Origin of the sequence: Dermacoccus sp. 147Ba, assembly GCF_004151355.1 — a bacterium.
Classification (GTDB): domain Bacteria; phylum Actinomycetota; class Actinomycetes; order Actinomycetales; family Dermatophilaceae; genus Dermacoccus; species Dermacoccus abyssi.
This window is the reverse complement of record NZ_SEHL01000004.1, coordinates 49,764-68,163: the sequence shown is the minus strand read 5'-3', so window position 1 is coordinate 68,163 and position 18,400 is coordinate 49,764. Positions and strand designations below refer to the sequence as shown.

Annotated in this window: 17 protein-coding genes; 13 read left to right on the top strand and 4 right to left on the bottom strand. The window is 68.3% G+C overall.

Features of this window, described 5'->3' with window-relative positions:
* Window positions 1-44 precede the first annotated feature (44 nt).
* The 9 genes from EVU97_RS06610 (at window position 45) to secA (ending at window position 12,645) form a co-directional block, all read left to right on the top strand.
* A complete protein-coding gene (locus EVU97_RS06610; RefSeq protein ID WP_129664495.1) occupies window positions 45-1,019 on the top strand; it encodes a DUF808 domain-containing protein in 975 nt (324 codons plus the stop codon).
* A gap of 184 nt (window positions 1,020-1,203) precedes the next feature.
* The gene (ahcY, locus tag EVU97_RS06605) at window positions 1,204-2,667 is read left to right on the top strand and encodes an adenosylhomocysteinase (RefSeq protein WP_129664493.1); all 1,464 of its coding nucleotides are present in this window, start codon (window positions 1,204-1,206) and stop codon (window positions 2,665-2,667) included.
* A gap of 527 nt (window positions 2,668-3,194) precedes the next feature.
* A complete protein-coding gene (gene mtrA, locus EVU97_RS06600) occupies window positions 3,195-3,878 on the top strand; it encodes an MtrAB system response regulator MtrA (RefSeq protein ID WP_129664491.1) in 684 nt (227 codons plus the stop codon).
* Window positions 3,859-5,637 carry an MtrAB system histidine kinase MtrB gene (mtrB, locus tag EVU97_RS06595; RefSeq protein WP_047311910.1) on the top strand — a complete coding sequence of 593 codons (1,779 nt, stop codon included), beginning with the start codon at window positions 3,859-3,861 and terminating at the stop codon, window positions 5,635-5,637. The genes mtrA and mtrB overlap by 20 nt, the downstream gene beginning before the upstream one ends.
* Window positions 5,634-7,433 (top strand): LpqB family beta-propeller domain-containing protein, encoded by a 1,800-nt coding sequence (locus EVU97_RS06590; RefSeq protein ID WP_129664489.1) that lies wholly within the window; start codon window positions 5,634-5,636, stop codon window positions 7,431-7,433. Before mtrB ends, EVU97_RS06590 begins: the two co-directional genes overlap by 4 nt.
* A gap of 96 nt (window positions 7,434-7,529) precedes the next feature.
* Window positions 7,530-8,291, top strand: coding sequence for a ComF family protein (locus EVU97_RS06585; protein ID WP_129664487.1), 762 nt, complete (start codon window positions 7,530-7,532; stop codon window positions 8,289-8,291).
* Between the two features lie 203 nt (window positions 8,292-8,494).
* Entirely contained in the window at window positions 8,495-9,139 is a 645-nt protein-coding gene (gene hpf, locus EVU97_RS06580; protein ID WP_129664485.1) for a ribosome hibernation-promoting factor, HPF/YfiA family, read from the top strand.
* A 94-nt stretch (window positions 9,140-9,233) separates the two neighbouring features.
* On the top strand, window positions 9,234-9,800 hold the full coding sequence (locus tag EVU97_RS06575; RefSeq protein WP_129664483.1) for a response regulator transcription factor: 567 nt from the start codon (window positions 9,234-9,236) through the stop codon (window positions 9,798-9,800).
* Between the two features lie 94 nt (window positions 9,801-9,894).
* On the top strand, window positions 9,895-12,645 hold the full coding sequence (gene secA, locus EVU97_RS06570) for a preprotein translocase subunit SecA (protein WP_129664481.1): 2,751 nt from the start codon (window positions 9,895-9,897) through the stop codon (window positions 12,643-12,645).
* A gap of 17 nt (window positions 12,646-12,662) precedes the next feature.
* On the opposite strand, the gene EVU97_RS06565 is transcribed toward secA, so the two are convergent.
* Complete coding sequence (locus tag EVU97_RS06565) at window positions 12,663-13,199, bottom strand: Rv3235 family protein (RefSeq protein ID WP_129664479.1); 537 nt, start codon at window positions 13,197-13,199, stop codon at window positions 12,663-12,665.
* Window positions 13,196-14,005 carry a LysM peptidoglycan-binding domain-containing protein gene (locus tag EVU97_RS06560; RefSeq protein WP_129664477.1) on the bottom strand — a complete coding sequence of 270 codons (810 nt, stop codon included), beginning with the start codon at window positions 14,003-14,005 and terminating at the stop codon, window positions 13,196-13,198. The genes EVU97_RS06565 and EVU97_RS06560 overlap by 4 nt, the downstream gene beginning before the upstream one ends.
* Before the next feature lie 216 nt (window positions 14,006-14,221).
* On the opposite strand from EVU97_RS06560, the gene EVU97_RS06555 reads away from it, so the two are divergent.
* Window positions 14,222-14,797 (top strand): hypothetical protein, encoded by a 576-nt coding sequence (locus EVU97_RS06555; protein ID WP_052947038.1) that lies wholly within the window; start codon window positions 14,222-14,224, stop codon window positions 14,795-14,797.
* Between the two features lie 7 nt (window positions 14,798-14,804).
* On the opposite strand, the gene EVU97_RS06550 is transcribed toward EVU97_RS06555, so the two are convergent.
* Window positions 14,805-15,017, bottom strand: a complete 213-nt coding sequence (locus EVU97_RS06550; RefSeq protein ID WP_047311915.1) for a helix-turn-helix domain-containing protein — start codon at window positions 15,015-15,017, stop codon at window positions 14,805-14,807.
* A 126-nt stretch (window positions 15,018-15,143) separates the two neighbouring features.
* Here EVU97_RS06550 and EVU97_RS06545 point away from each other — a divergent pair, with 126 nt between their 5' ends.
* Genes EVU97_RS06545 through EVU97_RS06535 form a run of 3 tightly spaced genes read left to right on the top strand, consistent with a single transcriptional unit; the run spans window position 15,144 to window position 17,623 of the window.
* The gene (locus EVU97_RS06545) at window positions 15,144-15,875 is read left to right on the top strand and encodes a hypothetical protein (protein ID WP_129664475.1); all 732 of its coding nucleotides are present in this window, start codon (window positions 15,144-15,146) and stop codon (window positions 15,873-15,875) included.
* Complete coding sequence (locus EVU97_RS06540) at window positions 15,872-17,182, top strand: hypothetical protein (RefSeq protein WP_129664473.1); 1,311 nt, start codon at window positions 15,872-15,874, stop codon at window positions 17,180-17,182. The genes EVU97_RS06545 and EVU97_RS06540 overlap by 4 nt, the downstream gene beginning before the upstream one ends.
* A gap of 39 nt (window positions 17,183-17,221) precedes the next feature.
* Window positions 17,222-17,623, top strand: coding sequence for a hypothetical protein (locus EVU97_RS06535; RefSeq protein ID WP_047311916.1), 402 nt, complete (start codon window positions 17,222-17,224; stop codon window positions 17,621-17,623).
* A 35-nt stretch (window positions 17,624-17,658) separates the two neighbouring features.
* Here EVU97_RS06535 and EVU97_RS06530 read toward each other — a convergent pair whose 3' ends face one another.
* Window positions 17,659-18,246: a hypothetical protein gene (locus EVU97_RS06530; RefSeq protein ID WP_129664471.1), complete on the bottom strand. Its 588-nt coding sequence runs from the start codon at window positions 18,244-18,246 to the stop codon at window positions 17,659-17,661.
* Window positions 18,247-18,400 lie beyond the last annotated feature (154 nt).

The window sequence follows — 18,400 nt, the reverse complement described above, 5'->3', positions numbered from 1 at the left end:
GAGCACGTTCGCCCGGTCCGCGTCGAGACCCGAGGCGGTCACTGATGGCCGGCGGACTCTTCGCGCTGCTCGACGACGTCGCAGCGCTCGCCCGCCTCGCGGCGGCCTCCACCGACGACGTGGCCGCTGCCGCCGGTCGCGCCAGTGCCAAGGCAGCGGGCGTCGTCATCGATGACACCGCCGTCACGCCGCGCTATGTGCAGGGCCTCGCGGCCGAGCGAGAGCTGCCGATCATCAAGCGCATCGCGATCGGCTCGCTACGCAACAAGCTGCTCTTCATCCTCCCGATCGCGCTGGTGCTCTCGGAGTTCCTCCCGATCGCAGTGACGATCCTGCTCATGCTCGGCGGTACGTACCTGTGTTTCGAGGGCGCGGAGAAGATCATCCACGCCCTCAAGCACCGCCGCGAGCACGGGCACGAGAGTGCCGTGGAGCGCGAGGACGAGGACGTTGCCACCGAGAAGATCGACGAGGACGAGGTCGTGAGTGGTGCCGTGCGCACCGACTTCATCCTCTCCGGCGAGATCATGGTCATCGCCCTGAAGTCGGTCACCGATCAGCCGCTCGTCTCGCGCGCGATCATTCTGGCCGTGGTCGCCGTCCTCATCACGGTGCTCGTCTACGGCTTCGTGGCACTCATCGTGAAGATGGACGACGCCGGCCTCAGCCTCATCGAGGGCGGCAAGAGCGAAAAGTTCGGCCGTTTCCTCGTCAACCTCATGCCCAAGGTCATGGCGTTCCTGTCCACCGTCGGCGTCGTCGCGATGCTCTGGGTCGGTGGCCACATCCTTCTCGTCGGCACCGACGAACTCGGCTTCCACCCGCTGTACTCGGCCGTCCATCACGTCGAAGAAGCGGTGCACGAGGCCACTGGCGCACTCGGCGGCGTGCTCGGATGGCTCACGAACACCGTCGCGAGCGGCATCTTCGGGCTCATCGTCGGCACGATCGTCGCGCTGATCGTGACGCCGATCCTCGCCGCTCGTGCCAAGGCGAAGGGCGAGGCGCCCGCGCACTGAGCTGCCGCACCTCACCTCTCGAACGGCCGTCGCACGTCCCGTGCGGCGGCCGTTCGACGTGGCCGTGTCGGAGGTGGCCGGTAGACTCACGGCCAGTCGGCGCGGGCGATAACCCATGCACGAGAGCAGCCCAGAGGGGCACGCCGGAATCTCGAGTCACCGAATGCGAAGGAAACAGACCACCATGCCGTTCGACTACAAGATCCGCGACATCTCACTCGCCGAATCCGGCCGTCACCAGCTGCGCCTGGCCGAGCACGAGATGCCCGGTCTCATGTCATTGCGTGCTGAGTACGGCGAGAGCAAGCCGCTCGCCGGTGCGAAGATCGCCGGGTCGCTGCACATGACGGTGCAGACGGCCGTCCTCATCGAAACCCTCACCGCCCTCGGCGCCGAGGTGCGCTGGGCGTCGTGCAACATCTACTCCACCCAGGACGAGGCTGCCGCGGCCGTCGTCGTCGGCCCGAACGGCACCGTCGACGACCCGCAGGGTGTGCCCGTGTTCGCCTGGAAGGGCGAGACGCTCGAGGAGTACTGGGACTGCACGAACGAGATCCTCACGTGGCCCGGCAACGAGGGCCCGAACATGATTCTCGACGACGGCGGCGACGCCACGATGCTCGTGCACAAGGGCACGGAGTGGGAGAAGGCCGGCCAGGTGCCGCCCACCACCGAGGACGACTCCGAGGAGTTCAGCGTCTTCAAGGCCCTCGTGCGCAAGACCCTCGCCGAAGACCCCACGAAGTGGACGAAGATCGGTGAGCAGATCCAGGGCGTCACCGAGGAGACCACCACAGGCGTCCACCGCCTCTACGAACTCTCGCGCGCCGACGAACTGCTCTTCCCGGCCATCAACGTCAACGACTCCGTGACGAAGAGCAAGTTCGACAACAAGTACGGCACCCGCCACTCCGTGCTCGACGGCCTCAACCGTGCCACCGACGTCCTCGTCGGCGGCAAGGTCGCCGTCGTCGCCGGCTACGGAGACGTGGGCAAGGGCGTCGCCGCGGCGCTCGCAGGCCAGGGCGCCCGCGTCGTCGTCACCGAGATCGACCCCATCTGCGCGCTCCAGGCCGCGATGGAAGGCTTCCAGGTCACCACCATGGACAAGGCCTGCGAATACGGCGACATCTTCGTCACGACGACCGGCAACTTCGACATCATCACCGCCGACCACATGTCGCGCATGAAGAACAAGGCGATCGTCTCCAACATCGGCCACTTCGACAACGAGATCGACATGGCCGGCCTCGCCAAGATCCCCGGCATCGCCAAGGTCGAGATCAAGCCCCAGGTGCACGAGTGGACGTTCCCCGCCGACGGTGACGAGGAAGCCCGCTCCATCATCGTCCTGTCCGAAGGCCGCCTCATGAACCTCGGCAACGCCACCGGCCACCCGAGCTTCGTCATGTCCAACTCGTTCGCCAACCAGACGATCGCCCAGATCGAACTGTTCACCAACGGTGACGCCTACCGCGCCAACGGCAAGCCCCTCGTCAAGACGCTCCCCAAGCACCTCGACGAAAAGGTCGCCCGCGCCCACCTCGACGCCCTCGGCGTCGAACTCACCGAACTGCGCAAGGACCAGGCCGAATACATCGGCGTGGACGTCGCCGGCCCGTACAAGCCCGAGCACTACAGGTACTGACCGCTTCGATCGTGCGGGCGCCCGGCGAGCAAGCTCGCTCGGCGCCCGCACGATCTTCGGGTCAGGTGTTGTTTGGCGCGTCTTCCGGCCAGGCCCTAGCGGGCCTGTCTCGGTGCGACACGCATCATGGCGCGTCTTCCGGCGGGACGAGTTCGCAAGCTCACTCGTCCCGCTCGGTGCGACACGCGGCCGTCCACTTCTCGAGGTGGGCGGCTTTCGTGTGGCTGTCACCTTTCGTGGTCTCGAGGTGCCCACGGTTCCTTATGGCACCTTCGGTCCTGACGGATGGCGCTCCAGGTGCCGTTGGGGCGTCGTGGCTGGTTTTGTCCTGAGGGACAGCGCCTGGGTGCCGAATTGGCGATTCGACGCGTTGTGTCCCGACTGGCCCGGGTCGGCCGAGCGTCCCCACTGGACTCCGGAGGGTGGGCGCGCCTGGCTCGCGTGCAGCCGCCCACCGTTACCTGTGTGTGACAATGAGCCGGGCGACGCCCGGGCACACCGCCCGAGCATCTTGAAAGGGGCAGACAGTGACCAACCGTGTGCTGATTGTTGACGACGACCCGGCACTCGCCGAGATGCTCGGCATCGTCCTGCGCGGCGAAGGCTACGACGTCTCCCACGTCGCCGACGGCTCCGCAGCGCTCGGGTCCTTCCGCGACTTCAAGCCCGACCTCGTCCTGCTCGACGTCATGCTGCCCGGCATGAACGGAGTCGAGGTCTGCCGCAAGATCCGCGCCGAATCCGTCGTGCCCATCATCATGCTGACCGCGCGTACCGACACACTCGACGTCGTGGGCGGCCTCGAAGCGGGCGCCGACGACTACGTCAGCAAGCCCTTCAAGCCCGCCGAACTCGTCGCCCGAGTCCGCGCCCGCCTGCGCCGCGGAGACAACGAGCCCGAGATCGTCACCATCGGTGACCTCGTCATCGACCTCGCCGCCCACTCCGTCACCCGCGACGGCGAAGCCATCTCCCTCACGCCGCTCGAGTTCGACCTCCTTCTCGCCCTCGCCCGCAAGCCCTGGCAGGTCTTCAGCCGCGAGGTGCTCCTCGAGCAGGTCTGGGGCTACCGCCACGCGGCCGACACGCGCCTCGTCAACGTTCACGTCCAGCGCCTGCGCTCCAAGGTCGAGAAGGACCCCGAGAACCCCGAGATCGTCCTGACCGTCCGCGGAGTCGGATACAAGGCCGGTGCCGCCCAGCAGTCCTGAGCGCCGCGGACCCGCCCGACGCGCGCTCTCCGCCGTCGTCGCCGGCGCCCGACGCTTCGCCGCGTTCCTCGGTCGCACATGGCGGCGGTCGCTGCACTTCCGCGTCATCAGCCTCACGATGCTCATGGGGCTGACGGTGGTGCTCGCCGTCGGTGCCCTCATGTACCAAGGCATTGCCGACGGTCTCGTGCGGAGCAAGACCAGCTCCGCCCAGCAGGTCGCGCTGCGCGAGACGGCCGACGTCCAGAACGCCTTCGACGCCACGGACAAGACCGACCTCACCACCTTGTACAACCTGTCGCGCGACTCCGTGCGACGCATCTCCAGCCCCCTCGACGACACCTCGCGACTCGTCGTCCTCATGCGGGCCGGTGACAACGCACGCCCCGGTATACCGCGCGTCAGCACCGCCGGTGCCGGCGAGATCACGCCCCCCGCCGACGTGCGAGGCGCGCTCGCCCGCGACCCTGCGCACCAGCAAACGAAGATCATCACCCTGCACCACGCCGACGGCGGTGACGTGCCCGCAGTCATGGTCGGCTCCCGCGTCAACATCCCCAACGCGGGCGCGTACGACCTCTACCTCGTCTTTCCGATGGACAAGGAAGCCCAGTCGCTCGGCATCGTGCGCAACTCGTTCGCCGCCGGCGGCTTGGGCCTCGTGCTCCTCATCGGTGCCTGTGCTTATCTCGCGACGAGGCTCGTCGTCACGCCCGTTCGGTCTGCGGCCCACGTCTCCGAACGCCTCGCCGCCGGCAATCTCGACGAGCGCATGCGCGTGCGCGGCGAGGACGACATCGCCCGTCTCGCGACGAGCTTCAACGCCATGGCCTCCAGCCTGCAGCGTCAGATCGGCCAGCTCGAAGACCTGTCGCACCTGCAACAGCGCTTCACCTCCGACGTGTCGCACGAACTGCGTACACCGCTGACGACGATCCGCATGGCCGCCGACATGATCCACGACTCCCGCGGTGACTTCGCCGCGCACGTGGCCCGCTCGTCGGAGCTCCTGTCGAAGGAACTGGACCGGTTCGAAGCGCTGCTGGCCGACCTGCTCGAGATCAGCCGCTTCGACGCCGGTGGCGCCGTCCTCAGCCGCACTCCCGTGTCGTTCACCGCCCTCGCCGCCGATGTCATCGACATGCACGAGCAACTGGCGCAGAAGCTGGGCGTCAAACTGGTGCTCGACGCGCCCACCGACGTCGAGGTGCCCATCGATCGCCGCCGTGTCGAGCGCATCCTGCGCAATCTCGTGTCGAACGCCATCGAGCACGGGCAGAACGCGCCGGTCGTCGTCATCGTCCGCTCGAACGTGACGGCGGTCTCCGTCAGCGTCCGCGACTACGGCATCGGTCTCAAGGAGGGCGAGGCGGACAAGGTCTTCGACCGATTCTGGCGGGCCGACCCGGCTCGCGCGCGCACGACCGGGGGCACCGGCCTGGGCCTTTCCATCTCCCTCGAGGACGCACGCCTGCACGACGGTTTCCTCGAAGCCTGGGGTGCGCCGGGGGAGGGCTCCTGTTTCCGCCTCACCCTGCCGCGCCACCCCGGCATCCCCATCGCCTCGAGCCCCGGGCCGTTGCAGCCTTCCAGCGTCACCGCGCCCAAGCAGATCGCCAGCGGCACGATGCGCACCTCCGACGGCGGTGCGCGCCTCGTTTCGGGTTACCCGAGCACGATCGGCACCAAGAAGGCCACGAACGCGTTGCCCCCGACCCTCGAGGGCGAAGCCGTCGCCCGGCCGAGGAGTGACGAATGAGCCGCCTCAGCCGTCCAGCGCGTCTGTCCGCGCTCACCCTCGCCGCAGTCATCACTCTCAGCGGGTGCATCGGCCTGCCCTCGACGACGGGGGTGCGCGCCGGTCAGGCCGTCGACGCCGGAGCCGTCGACGAGCCGCTCGCCGTGGAGCCGCTCACGGCGTCCTCCTTCGACGATCCGCGCTCCATCGCCACGGGGTTCGTGCGGGCACAGATGTCGTCGCAGGACAACCACGCAGCGGCTCGCACCTTCCTGACGGCCGAGGCCTCCACCGCGTGGAAGCCGGGTTCCGCCGTGACCGTTTTCAGTGGAGAGAGCGACATCGTCGCCACCCGACCGGAGACGGGCAAGGTTCGGCTGCGGATTCCCGTCGTCGCGACGATCTCTCCGGACGGTCACCTCGAGCGCTCCGATCAGTACGAGCGAACCCTCGAGTTCTCCGTCCGCGAGACCTCCGCAGGATGGCGCCTCACCGACCTCCCGCCGAACCTCGGCGTGTGGATGAGCGACTCGGATGTCACCCGTCTCTTCACGAACGCGAACGTCTACTATCCGGCCCGCCACGGACGGGTCCTCATCGCCGACCCCCGCGTCCTGCCACGTCAGGGCCTTGCGACGGCGCTCGCCCGAGCGTCCTTGTCCGCGCCGCCCGCATGGCTCGAACCGGCCGTCGAACAGAGCGCTCCCGACGGCACACGTCTCGCCGTGGACGCCGTGCCCGTTCGCGAGGGCACCGCCCAGGTCGACCTGTCCAAGCAGGCCAGCGGCGCTGACAACGCCCAGCGCACGGCGTTGTGGGCCGCCATGACCGCCACCCTTCTTCAGGCACCCGAGGTGGGCACGCTGAACCTCACGGTGGGCGCCACTCGCTTGGAGGCCGAGAACCTTCCCAGCACGGTCGACGAGGTCTCGGATGTGGGATATCGCCTCCCGACCGGGGGCGTCGACACCGTCATCTCCCGCAGCGGCACCTACCTTGCCTGGACGCAGGCGTCGGCGAACGACGCCGTCTCGGGCACGACGAAAGCAGCGGCGCGCGGGCGACCGTCGCTTCCCGCCGTCGAGGCGAACTGGACGTTCCTGGCAGCGGGCCAAGGAGGACGTCAGATCGCTGCAGTCTCGAAGGACCGCACCTCGATCAGACGATGGGTCAACGGCAGCGCCGTCACGCTCGACTCGCTCGGTACCGATCTGGTACGCCCCGCGTTCGATGCCAGCGGCTGGCTGTGGACCGCCGGGCACGCGTTCTCCAACGCGGAGTCGGGAAGGTCCGACTCGAAGGTGCGCGACGCGTCGGTGTGGGCCGTCGACACGTCCGCGAGTGAGGCCGGCGCGGCCCCGGTGCGGCTGCAGGTGCCGTGGCTCGGCGAAGGCGAGGTTGAGTCGCTGAGCATGTCCCCCGAGGGCCAACGTCTCGCCATGATCGTCAAGGACCCGAAGGGGCGCCGCGCCGTTCTGGCAGCGGTGGAACGTGACGCGAAGGGCCGCCCCGTCCGCCTCGGTCCGGCCCACGTCGCGGCCCGGGGCGTGAAGAACCCGACGAGCATCGTGTGGGCAGACGCGACGAGCCTCGCGGTCCTCGGCACGATCGACGGGACGAAGCGACCGGCGCTGCAGACGATCGACGACGTCGTCGAGCCGCTCGCCGTCGTGCGTCACGGCGACGGGCTCGCGAGCACGCTGCGTGGCTCCGACGGGCTGTTCGTCCGGACGTCGAACCAGACAGTTTTCACACGGCTGGGCTCGTCGTGGAGCAGCTTCCTCTCGCGTGGGGACGTCATCGTCCCCAACCCGTGACGGGAGATACGTCCCACCACGCCGTGGGACCGGCTTTTCCACAACCCGTCGCTGTTCTCGGCTGCGCGTGGGGTCCTCGAGGCGCGACCGTGAGGCATGCGCCCCAGCCCGTTCGTGCACAACGATTCCCGATCGCCGCTTCGTCGAGCGCTCGCGGAGCTGCTCGATCTCGCGTGGCCGGTCACCTGCGCCGGGTGCGAACGCTGGTCCACGCCGTGGTGTGAGGCATGCGCTCGGGCAACGCGGCTCGAACTCCTGCGAGTCCGTCCCAGCCTCGCGCCACACCTCGTCGTCCATGCGGCCACGCCGTTCGAAGGTGCGGTGCGTCGTGGGGTGACCGTGTTCAAGGACGAGGGCCGCAGTGACCTCGCGCCCGTTCTCGGCGTCCTGCTGCGCGCCGCTGTCGCGGCGGCACTCGCGGAGTACATCGACGGTGAGCGGCCGATCCCGAGGAGGTGGTTGCTCACCCCCGTCCCGTCGTCGCCCGCCGCGACGCGCGTACGCGGCCGCTTCCCTCTCGGGGAGGTGGTGCGTGCATCGCTGCACAGCGATCGAGCAGGTGCCGAGCAGCGGACGCTCGTCGAAGCTTCTCTGCTGCGCGCCTCGCGACGCACGGTCGACCAGTCCCACCTCACCCGAGCCCAGCGCAGCGCCAACGTCGCCGGAGCCTTCGCTTTGGCCGGCGCCCGCGAGGCCCATGCGCCGGAGGAGTGCGGCGTCGTCCTCGTCGATGACGTCGTCACCAGCGGCGCCACTCTGGCCTCGGCTCACGATGTCCTCGTCCGCGGTGGGTACGACCCTGTCCTTCTCGCGGCGGTCGCCGCGACGCCCGACGCGGGTGCCCGGGGCGACGCCTGAGACGTCCGTGGTCCTGGGCACGTCACGCGCTGTTCATCGGATCGTCACGAAACCCTGGTGTGGGCCCCCTCACAGGTCTAGCGTGGAGTCACGATCCACTCCTGGCAGGAGGTGATGCACTCAGTTCCCTGGGCGGCGCCGTGAATGTGCCCGGCCCCGCCGACTCACGCAGCATCAGTTCTTGGCCTGAGGAGGTCATTCCCATGGAGATCACCGTTACCGGTCGCCACGTCGAGGTTCCCGCCCGCTTCCACCGCCACGCGGAGGAAAAGCTGGCAAAGGTTCCGCAGCTCGACCCGCGCGTCGTGCGCTGTGACGTCGTCGTCACGCACGAACCGAACCCGCGACGTGCGAAAGAGGCGTACCGCATCGAGGTGACCTGCCGCGCCAAGCGCTCGGTCATCCGAGCTGAGGCAGCGGCCGACGAGGAGTACGCGGCACTCGATCTCGTCATGGCCAAGCTGGGTGAGCGTCTGCGTCGCCAGCACGACCGCAGGCGTGTGCACCGCGGCCACGCGCGCCCCACCTCCGTCGCTGAGGCAACGGCCGACCTCGGGCTGCTCGAGGTCATGCCCGACCTCAGCGACAACGCGGACGAAGCACCCGCTGCGCTCGGACAGGACCCGGACTGCCCGGTCCAGCTGCGTGAGAAGGTTCACCAGAGTGCGCCCATGAACGTCGACGAAGCTCTGCGCGAAATGGAACTCGTCGGCCACGACTTCTACCTCTACCAGGACAAGGAGACGGGGCGTCCCAGCCTCGTCTACCGCCGTCGCGGTTGGTCCTACGGCGTCATCCACCTCGACGTGACCGAGGAGGTCGCGCACGACGACGAGGCCACCGCCTGAGACCGGCGGACTCGACCGCGGGGCCGTTCGCACACCGTGCGGGCGGTCCCGCGGCCGTTCGCCCCCAGGGTCGCTCCCGTGAGGATCGGTGACAATGGAGCGCATGTCAGGTGATGTCGTCGCGACCATCGTGGTCGAAGACCGGCAGATCGCGGTGCACGAGCCCTCGTCCATCGCTTCCCTTCGACGCCTTGTCGCACTCGCCCGTACGGAGGACGTCGCGGCGGTCGTCGATCCGGCCGACGAAGCAGTCCTGGAACGACTGGTCGGCGCCGGTGTTGCAGCCTTCTTCCCCTACGTGCCCTCGCACGACGAACTGACCGAGGCCGCCGGGGCGCTCGCGGTCGCGGGCAGTTATGCCCACCCTGACCTCACCCAGTCGTTGCTGCGTCTGGCGCGACGGGCTCTGCGGCCGGACAGCGTGCTCGACGTCCTGACCGCGCGTGAAGTCGAAGTCCTCCGCCTGCTCGCCGGTGGACAGGCCAACCGCGCCATCGCGGCGCGCCTGTTCATCTCGGAGCACACCGTGCGCAATCACCTCGCGCGCATCTACCGCAAACTCGACGTCACGACGCGTCGGGAAGCGGTCGACCTGACCCGCGAGGCGTTGTCGGACGCCTCGCCGCGGGAGGGGCGCGAGGGGCGCCGCCCGAGCGACTAGGCTTAGGGAACTGTGCGTCCGTCTCGGGCGTACTACGTCAGTGTGAGGCCGCGGGCCGCTGCCCTCACCGACCATCGATCTACGGAGTTGTCGAGTGCCCAAGGTTGTCGAACGTGTTCTGCGTGCCGGCGAAGGCCGAACGCTGAAGAAGCTCGAAGCGATCGCCGCTCAGGTGAACGTCGTCGAGGAGGACTTCGAGAAGCTCACCGACGCCGAACTGCGCGAAGAGACCGACCGCTTCCGCGCCCGTCTCAAGGACGGTGCCACGCTCGACGACATCATGCCGGAGGCCTTCGCAGCCGTCCGTGAGGCGAGCCGTCGCACCATCGGCAAGCGTCACTTCGACGTCCAGCTCATGGGTGGCGCAGCCCTCCACATGGGCAACGTGGCCGAGATGCGCACCGGTGAGGGCAAGACCCTCGTCGCGACGCTGCCGAGCTACCTCAACGCGCTCGAGGGCAAGGGCGTCCACGTCGTCACGGTCAACGACTACCTCGCCGAGTACCAGTCGGAGCTCATGGGCCGCGTGCACCGCGCCCTCGGCCTCGAGACCGGCTGCATCCTTTCCTCGATGACGCCGGCACAGCGACGCGAGCAGTACGCCAAGGACATCACCTACGGCACGAACAACGAGTTCGGCTTCGACTACCTGCGTGACAACATGGCGTGGTCGCCCGAGGAGCTCGTGCAGCGCGGACACAACTTCGCCATCGTCGACGAGGTCGACTCGATCCTCATCGACGAGGCTCGCACGCCGCTCATCATCTCCGGCCCGGCCGACGCGGCCACGAAGTGGTACGTCGAGTTCGCCGGCATCGTCGAGCACCTGACGCGCGCCGAGAAGTCGAAGGAAGGCAAGATCGTCAAGGCCGGCGACTACGAGGTCGACGAGAAGAAGAAGACGGTCGGTCTGCTCGAGTCCGGCATCGAGAAGGTCGAGGACCTGCTCGGCATCGAGAACCTCTACGAGGCGGAGAACACGCCGCTCATCGGCTACCTCAACAACGCCATCAAGGCGAAGGAGCTGTTCAAGCGCGACAAGGACTACGTCGCGATGAACGGCGAGATCATGATCGTCGACGAGCACACCGGGCGTATGCTCGCGGGCCGTCGCTACAACGAGGGCGTCCACCAGGCCATCGAGGCCAAGGAGGGCGTGGAGATCCAGAACGAGAACCAGACTCTCGCGACGGTGACCCTGCAGAACTACTTCCGCATGTACGACAAGCTCTCGGGCATGACGGGTACAGCGCAGACCGAGGCCGCGGAGCTGTACCAGATCTACAAGTTGGGCGTCATCACGATCCCGACGAACAACCCGCCCCAGCGTGTCGACCAGGCCGACCGCATCTACCGCACCGAGGACGCGAAGTTCCGCGCCGTCGTCGACGACATCAGCGAGCGTCACCGCAAGGGCCAGCCCGTTCTCGTCGGTACGACGAGCGTCGAGAAGTCCGAGAAGCTGTCGGAGCTCCTGCGTCGCAAGGGCGTGGCGCACGAGGTTCTCAACGCCAAGCACCACGAGCGTGAGGCCGCCATCGTCGCGCAGGCGGGCCGCAAGGGCGGCGTCACCGTCGCCACGAACATGGCCGGTCGAGGCACCGACATCATGCTCGGTGGTAACCCCGAGTTCATGGCCGTGGCGGCGCTCAAGCAGCGCGGACTCGACCCGGAGGAGACTCCGGAGGAATACGAGGCGAGCTGGGACGAGGCACTTGAGAAGGCCGAGAAGGCCGTCAAGGCCGAGCACGACGCCGTGACGGAACTCGGCGGCCTCTACGTGCTGGGCACCGAGCGTCACGAATCGCGACGTATCGACAACCAGCTGCGGGGACGATCCGGTCGTCAGGGTGACCCGGGGGAGTCGCGCTTCTACCTGTCGTTGCAGGACGACCTCATGCGTCTGTTCAACGCCGGCCTCGTCGACCGCTTCATGTCGACGTCGGGCATGGACGACGACCAGCCGATCGAGAACAAGATCGTCTCGCGTTCGATCCAGTCCGCTCAGGGCCAGGTCGAGAGCCAGAACTTCGAGATCCGCAAGAACGTTCTCAAGTACGACGACGTCCTCAACCGCCAGCGCGAGACGATCTATGCCGAGCGCAAGCGCGTCGTCGAGGGCGACATCGAAGGCCAGATGCGTCACTTCATCAACGACACGATCGACGCCTACATCGACGTCGCCACGGCCTCCGGTTTCTCCGAGGACTGGGATCTCGAGAAGCTCTGGGGAGCGCTCCAGGAGTTGTACCCGGTCTCGATCTCCCTCGACGAGCTCGAGTCGGAGTTCGGTGGGCGCGCGGGTATCACCCCGGAGATCCTCGGTGAGGAACTTCGCTCCGACGCCCAGCACGCCTTCGACGACCGCACCGCCTACCTCGGCACGACGGTGGCGCGTGAGGTGGAACGTCGCGTCGTCCTCACGGTTCTCGACCGACAGTGGCGTGAGCACCTCTACGAGATGGACTACCTCAAGGAAGGTATCCACCTGCGTCAGATGGCGCAGCGCGACCCTCTCGTCGAGTACCAGCGTGAGGGCTACCAGATGTTCGACGCCATGACCGAGGCGGTCAAGGAGGAGTCGGTTCAGCTGTTCTTCAACGTGCAGGTGGATCCCGACGAGATCGAGGCTTCCACGCCGGCGCCGAAGCAGCAGGTGATGCACTTCACCGCCCCGAACGAGGAGGGGCTCGCCGAGGAGCACCGCGTTGCGGCCGACGGCCACGTCATGGACGAGGACGAGGAGAAGTCGCGTGAGCAGCGTCGCGCCGCCGATCGCTCCCGTAAGCAGAAGGGCTCCAAGGGCGGCAAGAACACCAAGGGCTCGAAGAAGCGCAAGCGCTGATCGCGATCGCGGCCACCTCAGAGCATTTCGAGCACCGTGACGACCCATCGGCCGTCGGTGCCGTTGAGGCGTAGAGCGATGGGCGTCGGACGACCGCCGATGCGTGCGACGACCGCTGCCTCGGCCACCCCGTCGCACGGTTCGCAGACCCGTACTCGGCGCACCCGCGTCAGGCCGGCACGCGGGCCGCGCCGTACGGCGGTGCGGTAGCGGCGCGTCAGACGGCCGAGCACGTCGGCGTCGACGTGCCGCGACAGTTGCGTGGGCGGCCTTCGTCCGTCGAGGCATTCGACGAGTGCCAGGGCGAATCGTTGGACCCACACGCGTGCATCGGGGAGCGCGGCCGACGGCGTGTGCTGTGGTCCGAACATGGGGTCGACGTCCTCGTCCACGCCGCAACGTCGCGCGTAGTCCGTGGCCAGGCGTGCCCGGAGCTCGCCGGCTGTGGGTGCGGCGAGTTCACCGCGCAGCACTGCGCTCACCTCCTCAGAGCTGAGCACCGGTGGCATCTGGTTGGGACGTCGCTCGCCGACCCGTTGCAACGTGGTGGTCATCGGAGCGCTCCCACGGTCGCGCCGGGCACGCGAAGCACGTCGCCGACCTGGATGACGTCCGGGTTCGCCCGGAGGTCCGGATTGGCCTGGATCCAGGTGCCCACGGCGTCGGCCACGAGTTCAGCCGGGGCTCCTTCCGGGAGGTGCGCCGCCGCGATGGACCACAGGTTCTGTCCTCGAAGGACCACGTGCGTACCGGTCTCGGCGGCGCGTCCTGAAGGTACGACGAGGCGACAGCTGTGACCGTCCACGGCTCGTGACGAGGGCACCCAGCCAGGCTCGTGCGCAGACCGACACTCCTGCGGCACCGTGTGGGAATCCGACGTGGGTGGTATCGCAAAGTCAGGTGTGGTCGAGGGCGACCCGTCGGGCACCTGTGGCGCGAAGTCGGGGGAGGGAGCCTGCGTCGTCGCTGTGACCGAGACGCCCGCGACGGGTGTGGCGCTCGCCGCCGCTGCACCGGACCCGACGAATGCAGCCAGGGCGAGGAAGAGCGAAGCGGCTCGTGCCCTCGCCGGGTTGCGGTGAGCTCGCTCCGTCGAGCCGTGTGCACCCGGTTCGGGGCGTGAACCCGGAGTCGCGAGGATGTCCAGGGCGGCTGCGCCACACACCCAGGCCAGTCGGACGAGACAGGCGCCGGCCAGCGCGACGAACACCGAAGCCACGGCCTCGTCCGTCGTCTGTTGTGCCCGAGTTCCGAGCAGGTGTACGGCCGCCCACACGGCGCCGCCGAAGCACACTGCGGAGGCGCCGCATGCGAACGTCGCCGCGAGCCGTCGCTCGCCGGCAGTGGTGTGAGTGGTCATCATGTCGCCTCTCTCGTGAATCGCGCCGGAGTCGTTCGAGGTGTTCCGACCGATCTTCTTCGCTGCTGATGAAGGTCACTCTATGGCGAACAGTGACAAATGATGTCGATTAATGACGAGCAATGTTTAGCGATGCCTGAGCGATGTGCGCGGTCAGCCCTCGATGCGGCACCGGAGAATCCCCGCTCGCCCGCGAGTCCGGGCTAGCGTTCAGCCATGCGCATGGACAGGTTGCTCGCCGATCTCGAGGCAGCGGAGGCTGCCCGACGCGCAGCCCAGAGACGTGTCGAGATCGCTGAGGGCGTCCGCGCCGAACGGGCCGCCGTCACACTGGAGGACCGGCTGCGCGGCTCGCTCGGTTCCGACGTCGAGGTCGTTGCTGCGGCGCATCCGGTGCGGGGGCGACTCGTCGAGGTGGCCAGGGGGTGGATCGCGCTGGATCGCAGTACCAGGAAGGACGTGGTGCTCGGAGTCGACGACCTCGCGCGCCCGGGCTCCGTCGTGGTGGCCACCGCCGCGCTCGAGAGCGCTACCGGTCTGCGTGCCTCGCACCACAAGGACGATGCGCCGAGTGTGGGACGAACCTGGGGCTCGCTGCTCCGGGCGCTCGCCCGCTCACGAGTCACCGTCGTGTGGCGGACGACGAGTGGCAACGAGTTCACAGGTCTCGTCGATGCGGTCGGCGTCGATCACGCCGTGGTGAGACGCTCCGCAGGAACACCGGTCGTCCTGACGACACAGGCTGTGGCGTGCATCGAGGTGGGAGCCCGTCGGGGCGAGGACTACCGCTGAACGAGCGTCACAGGTCGTCGATGTGGCCCGAGGCCACCGCGTTGCGTGTTGCCTCGTACTGCCGCTCGATGTAGCGCTCGACCTCGTCGGCTTCGACGCGCCATTGGTTGTTGATCTTGATGGCGGGCAGCTCGCCGGACTTCACGAGGCCGTACACCTGGCGGGCCGAGACGTTGAGCGTCTCGGCGACATCGGCGATCTGAACGAAGCGCTGAGCCACGGGGCCTCCTCGGAGTCGAGCCTGCGGAATTCTTACCAAAATCTGACCATCATTCTAGGCCTGCGCCGAGACCCTCATCGCTGACGATGTCAGTGGCTGTGGACAACCGGTGAAGGGAGAGCGACGGTGCAGACACCGTGGGGCAAGAAGGTCGTGAGAACGACGGCGCGTGGTTCGAACGGTGAGGACGCGTCGGGCACGAGCAACGATTCGTCACGACGGGCCGGCGGATCCGGTGCGCGGTTCGTTCCTGCGAGCATCCAGGACGCTCGCTGGATCGTCGGGATCCTCCTGCTCGCTGTCGGTGTCATCGGCACCCTCCGTGTCATCTCCGGGCTCGACGACTCGGTCCAGGTCTGGACGGCGCGTACCAATCTCGTGCCGGGGCAGCGCCTTCAGGCGAGCGATGTCGTGCGCACTGCCGTGCGTCTCGACGAGGTCCAGTCGGTGTACCTCAGCGGCCCGGCGCCCTCGGGCGTCGTTCAGAGGCCCGTCGCGCGGGGCGAGCTCGTTCCGCGATCGGCGGTGGCCGACGCGAGCAGCGTCGACGTGCGCGCCGTCTCCGTGACGTTGGACCGCGGGCAGGCCGACGTCGTGCGCGCGGGCACGGACGTCGAGGTCTGGGTTGCCGACAAGTCGAGCGAGACGACATCGAACAGCTTCGAACGGCCGAGACAGGTCATCGACCGAGCTCTCGTCTCGCGCATCGGCTCCGGCTCGGGCGGGGTGGTCGCCGTTGCCGACGGTCAGCCTGTCGAGCTCGTCGTGCCGCGAGCATCGCTCGCCGAGATCATCGACGCGGTGAACTCGGGCTCGCGGATCACCCTCGTGCCTCTGGCCGGGAGTCGACGCTCATGACGAGCGTCGCCACAGCCATCTCCGCCCGGCTCGAAGCGCGGTTCGCCGCTGAACTCGAGGATGTCGAGGACGCGGAACTGGTGCGTCGTTGTGCCGACGTGGAGGAACTCCTCACCGTGGCTGAGGCCGGGAGCGTCACCGTCGCCGCGATCAGCCCTGATTTCCCGGGAATGAACGGCAGCATCGTCGCCGAACTCGCACTGCGCGGAACCTTCGTCCTCGGCGTCGTCGCTCCCACGTCCCCGACCGACGCCCGCCAGTGTGAGGCCTGGGCTCTGAGTCACGTTCATCTGGTCGGTTCGGGCGAGCTGGAGCAGCTCGTCCGGTCACTGGAGCGTTCGCCCGTGACGGTGGGCGGCGCGGGGCTCTCGGTCAACACCGAAGAGGTGGGTGAGGAGGCGGACACCCCGTCCACCTTCTCGCAGCGAGCCACTGTCGGACCCCTCTCGACCTCGCCCAATGCCGGGCAACGCGCGACCGTCGTGACCGTGTGGGGACCGGCCGGGTCTCCCGGTCGCACGACGTGCGCAACACACCTCGCACACGCGCTCTCGCAGGACGGCCCCACCCTGCTCATCGACGCGGACACCGTGGCGCCGGCCTGTGCTCCGGTCCTCGGTCTCCTCGACGAAGCGCCCGGTCTGCTCGCCGCAGCGAGGCTCGTGGATGCAGGGACGCTGAACCTGTCGCAGCTGCGTACGCTCACGGTCACCCTCGACGAGGGCTTCGACGTCCTGACGGGCATCGGCCGCGCGTCACGCTGGCACGAGCTCAGTCGGTTTCATCTCGGCGCGGTTCTCGACCAGGCCGTCACGGGGTACCGGTGGATCGTCCTCGACATCGCGAGCGACCTCAGCGTCGACGAGTCACTGCTGTACGACACCGTGGCTCCGGTGCGCGCCGCGGCCGGCATCGAAGCGGTGGAGCGCAGTGACGTGCTGCTGGCCCTCGCGTCCTGCGACCCGATCGGGTTGCAGCGTTTCGTCGTCGAGTGGGAACAGGTGGGGAGCTCGCATCCGGCCACGCGCGTCGTCATCTCGAAGGCTCGCGAGCAGGCTGTAGGCGGCGCACCCGAGAAGGTGGTGGCGAAGGCGCTTGCTCGGTTCGCCGACGTCGATCCGGTGGCGGTGCTGCCCGATGCGCGTGACGAATTGGACAGCGCCCTTCTGCTCGGGAAGCTGTTGTCGACCACACGACCTGACAGCGCGTACGTGGCGGCGGTTGCACGGGTCGCGGCGAGCCTCGGGGCCACCGCCGGGCCACCTGCGACCCGCCGCGGTCTGCGCCGGTTGCGGGCCCCTCGCTAGGGTGTGGCACGTACGCAAACCAGCGAGGAGCGCCCGCCCATGATCCGTGCCTACATGCCTGTCGACGCCGACGCACTCGACATCTTGTCCCGTGAGGGATCGGTTCCGGCCACCCATGTCGTGAGCGTGACGCCCGGAGTGCGAGCACTCGCACCGGACGGTGACGAGGAACTGCACGAGCACCTCGCCTGCCAGCTCGCCGCAGCCGCAGCCACCAGTGACCCCGTGGCGGTTCTCGCGTTCGACGTGCGGCCCGAGCGCGTGGAGGACGCGGAGGGCCACGTGGGTGCGATCTCGCTCCTGGGCGACGTCGGTCTGCGGGATGTCGCGTGCTTCCTCGTCGCGGACCCGGGCGAGCGCGTGCAGGAGGACGCCGAGCTCGAACTGAGCTGGTACGACGCAGGGGAGCGTGACAGCGTGCGTGCACTCCTGAGCAGCTGACCGCTCGGGGCGACGCGCCCACCCTCGTGGTCGGGTCAACGCAGCATCCGGTCGTCACCGACACGGTCGAGACATCGGGTGAGGAAGCGCTCGAGACGTGTTGCCGAGTCGCCCAGGGCGTCGAACGACCCCTCCTGGCCGGCCACGAGCGGGCTGAGACGAAGGTAACCGTGACGGTACGCGGCGAGAACGCGGCTGAGACGGTCGAGGGCGTCGGCCACCGACGTGACGAGCGCGCCGCAATGTTGGGGCCCGGTTTCACCGATGAGCAGAGCCCGCAGTTCGTCATGGATGTCGTCGATCGCTTCACCGGCCCGACGCACCGAAACCGCGTTCCCCGGCAGGCGGCCGGATTCGATCTGACGCCTCAGCCCGGCTTGGGCCCGTCGCGTCACGAGGGGCGGGAAAGGCCCCGTGCGAGGAGCGGTGAACGACGGTGCGGGCTGCCCGGCGAGTTCGGCGCCCGCGGCGTCACTCAGTTGTTCGCTCAGGGACTCGACGACGCGGTCGAACGCCTCACCGTTCAGTGCCGTCGCAGGGTCGAACGGGATGTCGAGCAGGCGCAGCGCACAACGCGTCAGGTGGGTGGCGACGTCACGACTCGCGAGGCTGGCAGCAGGCATACCCCCAGCGTATGAGCAGGGCGAATCTCGGCGTCGGCGCACCCTCCGTGCCTGGGGATAACCCCGGTGGGACGAGGGCCCGGCAACACCGCTCGCCCTCGACTCGGACTCGGGTGTCCGCGCGCGTTAGAGTCGCCTAGGTGGCACAGCGTCG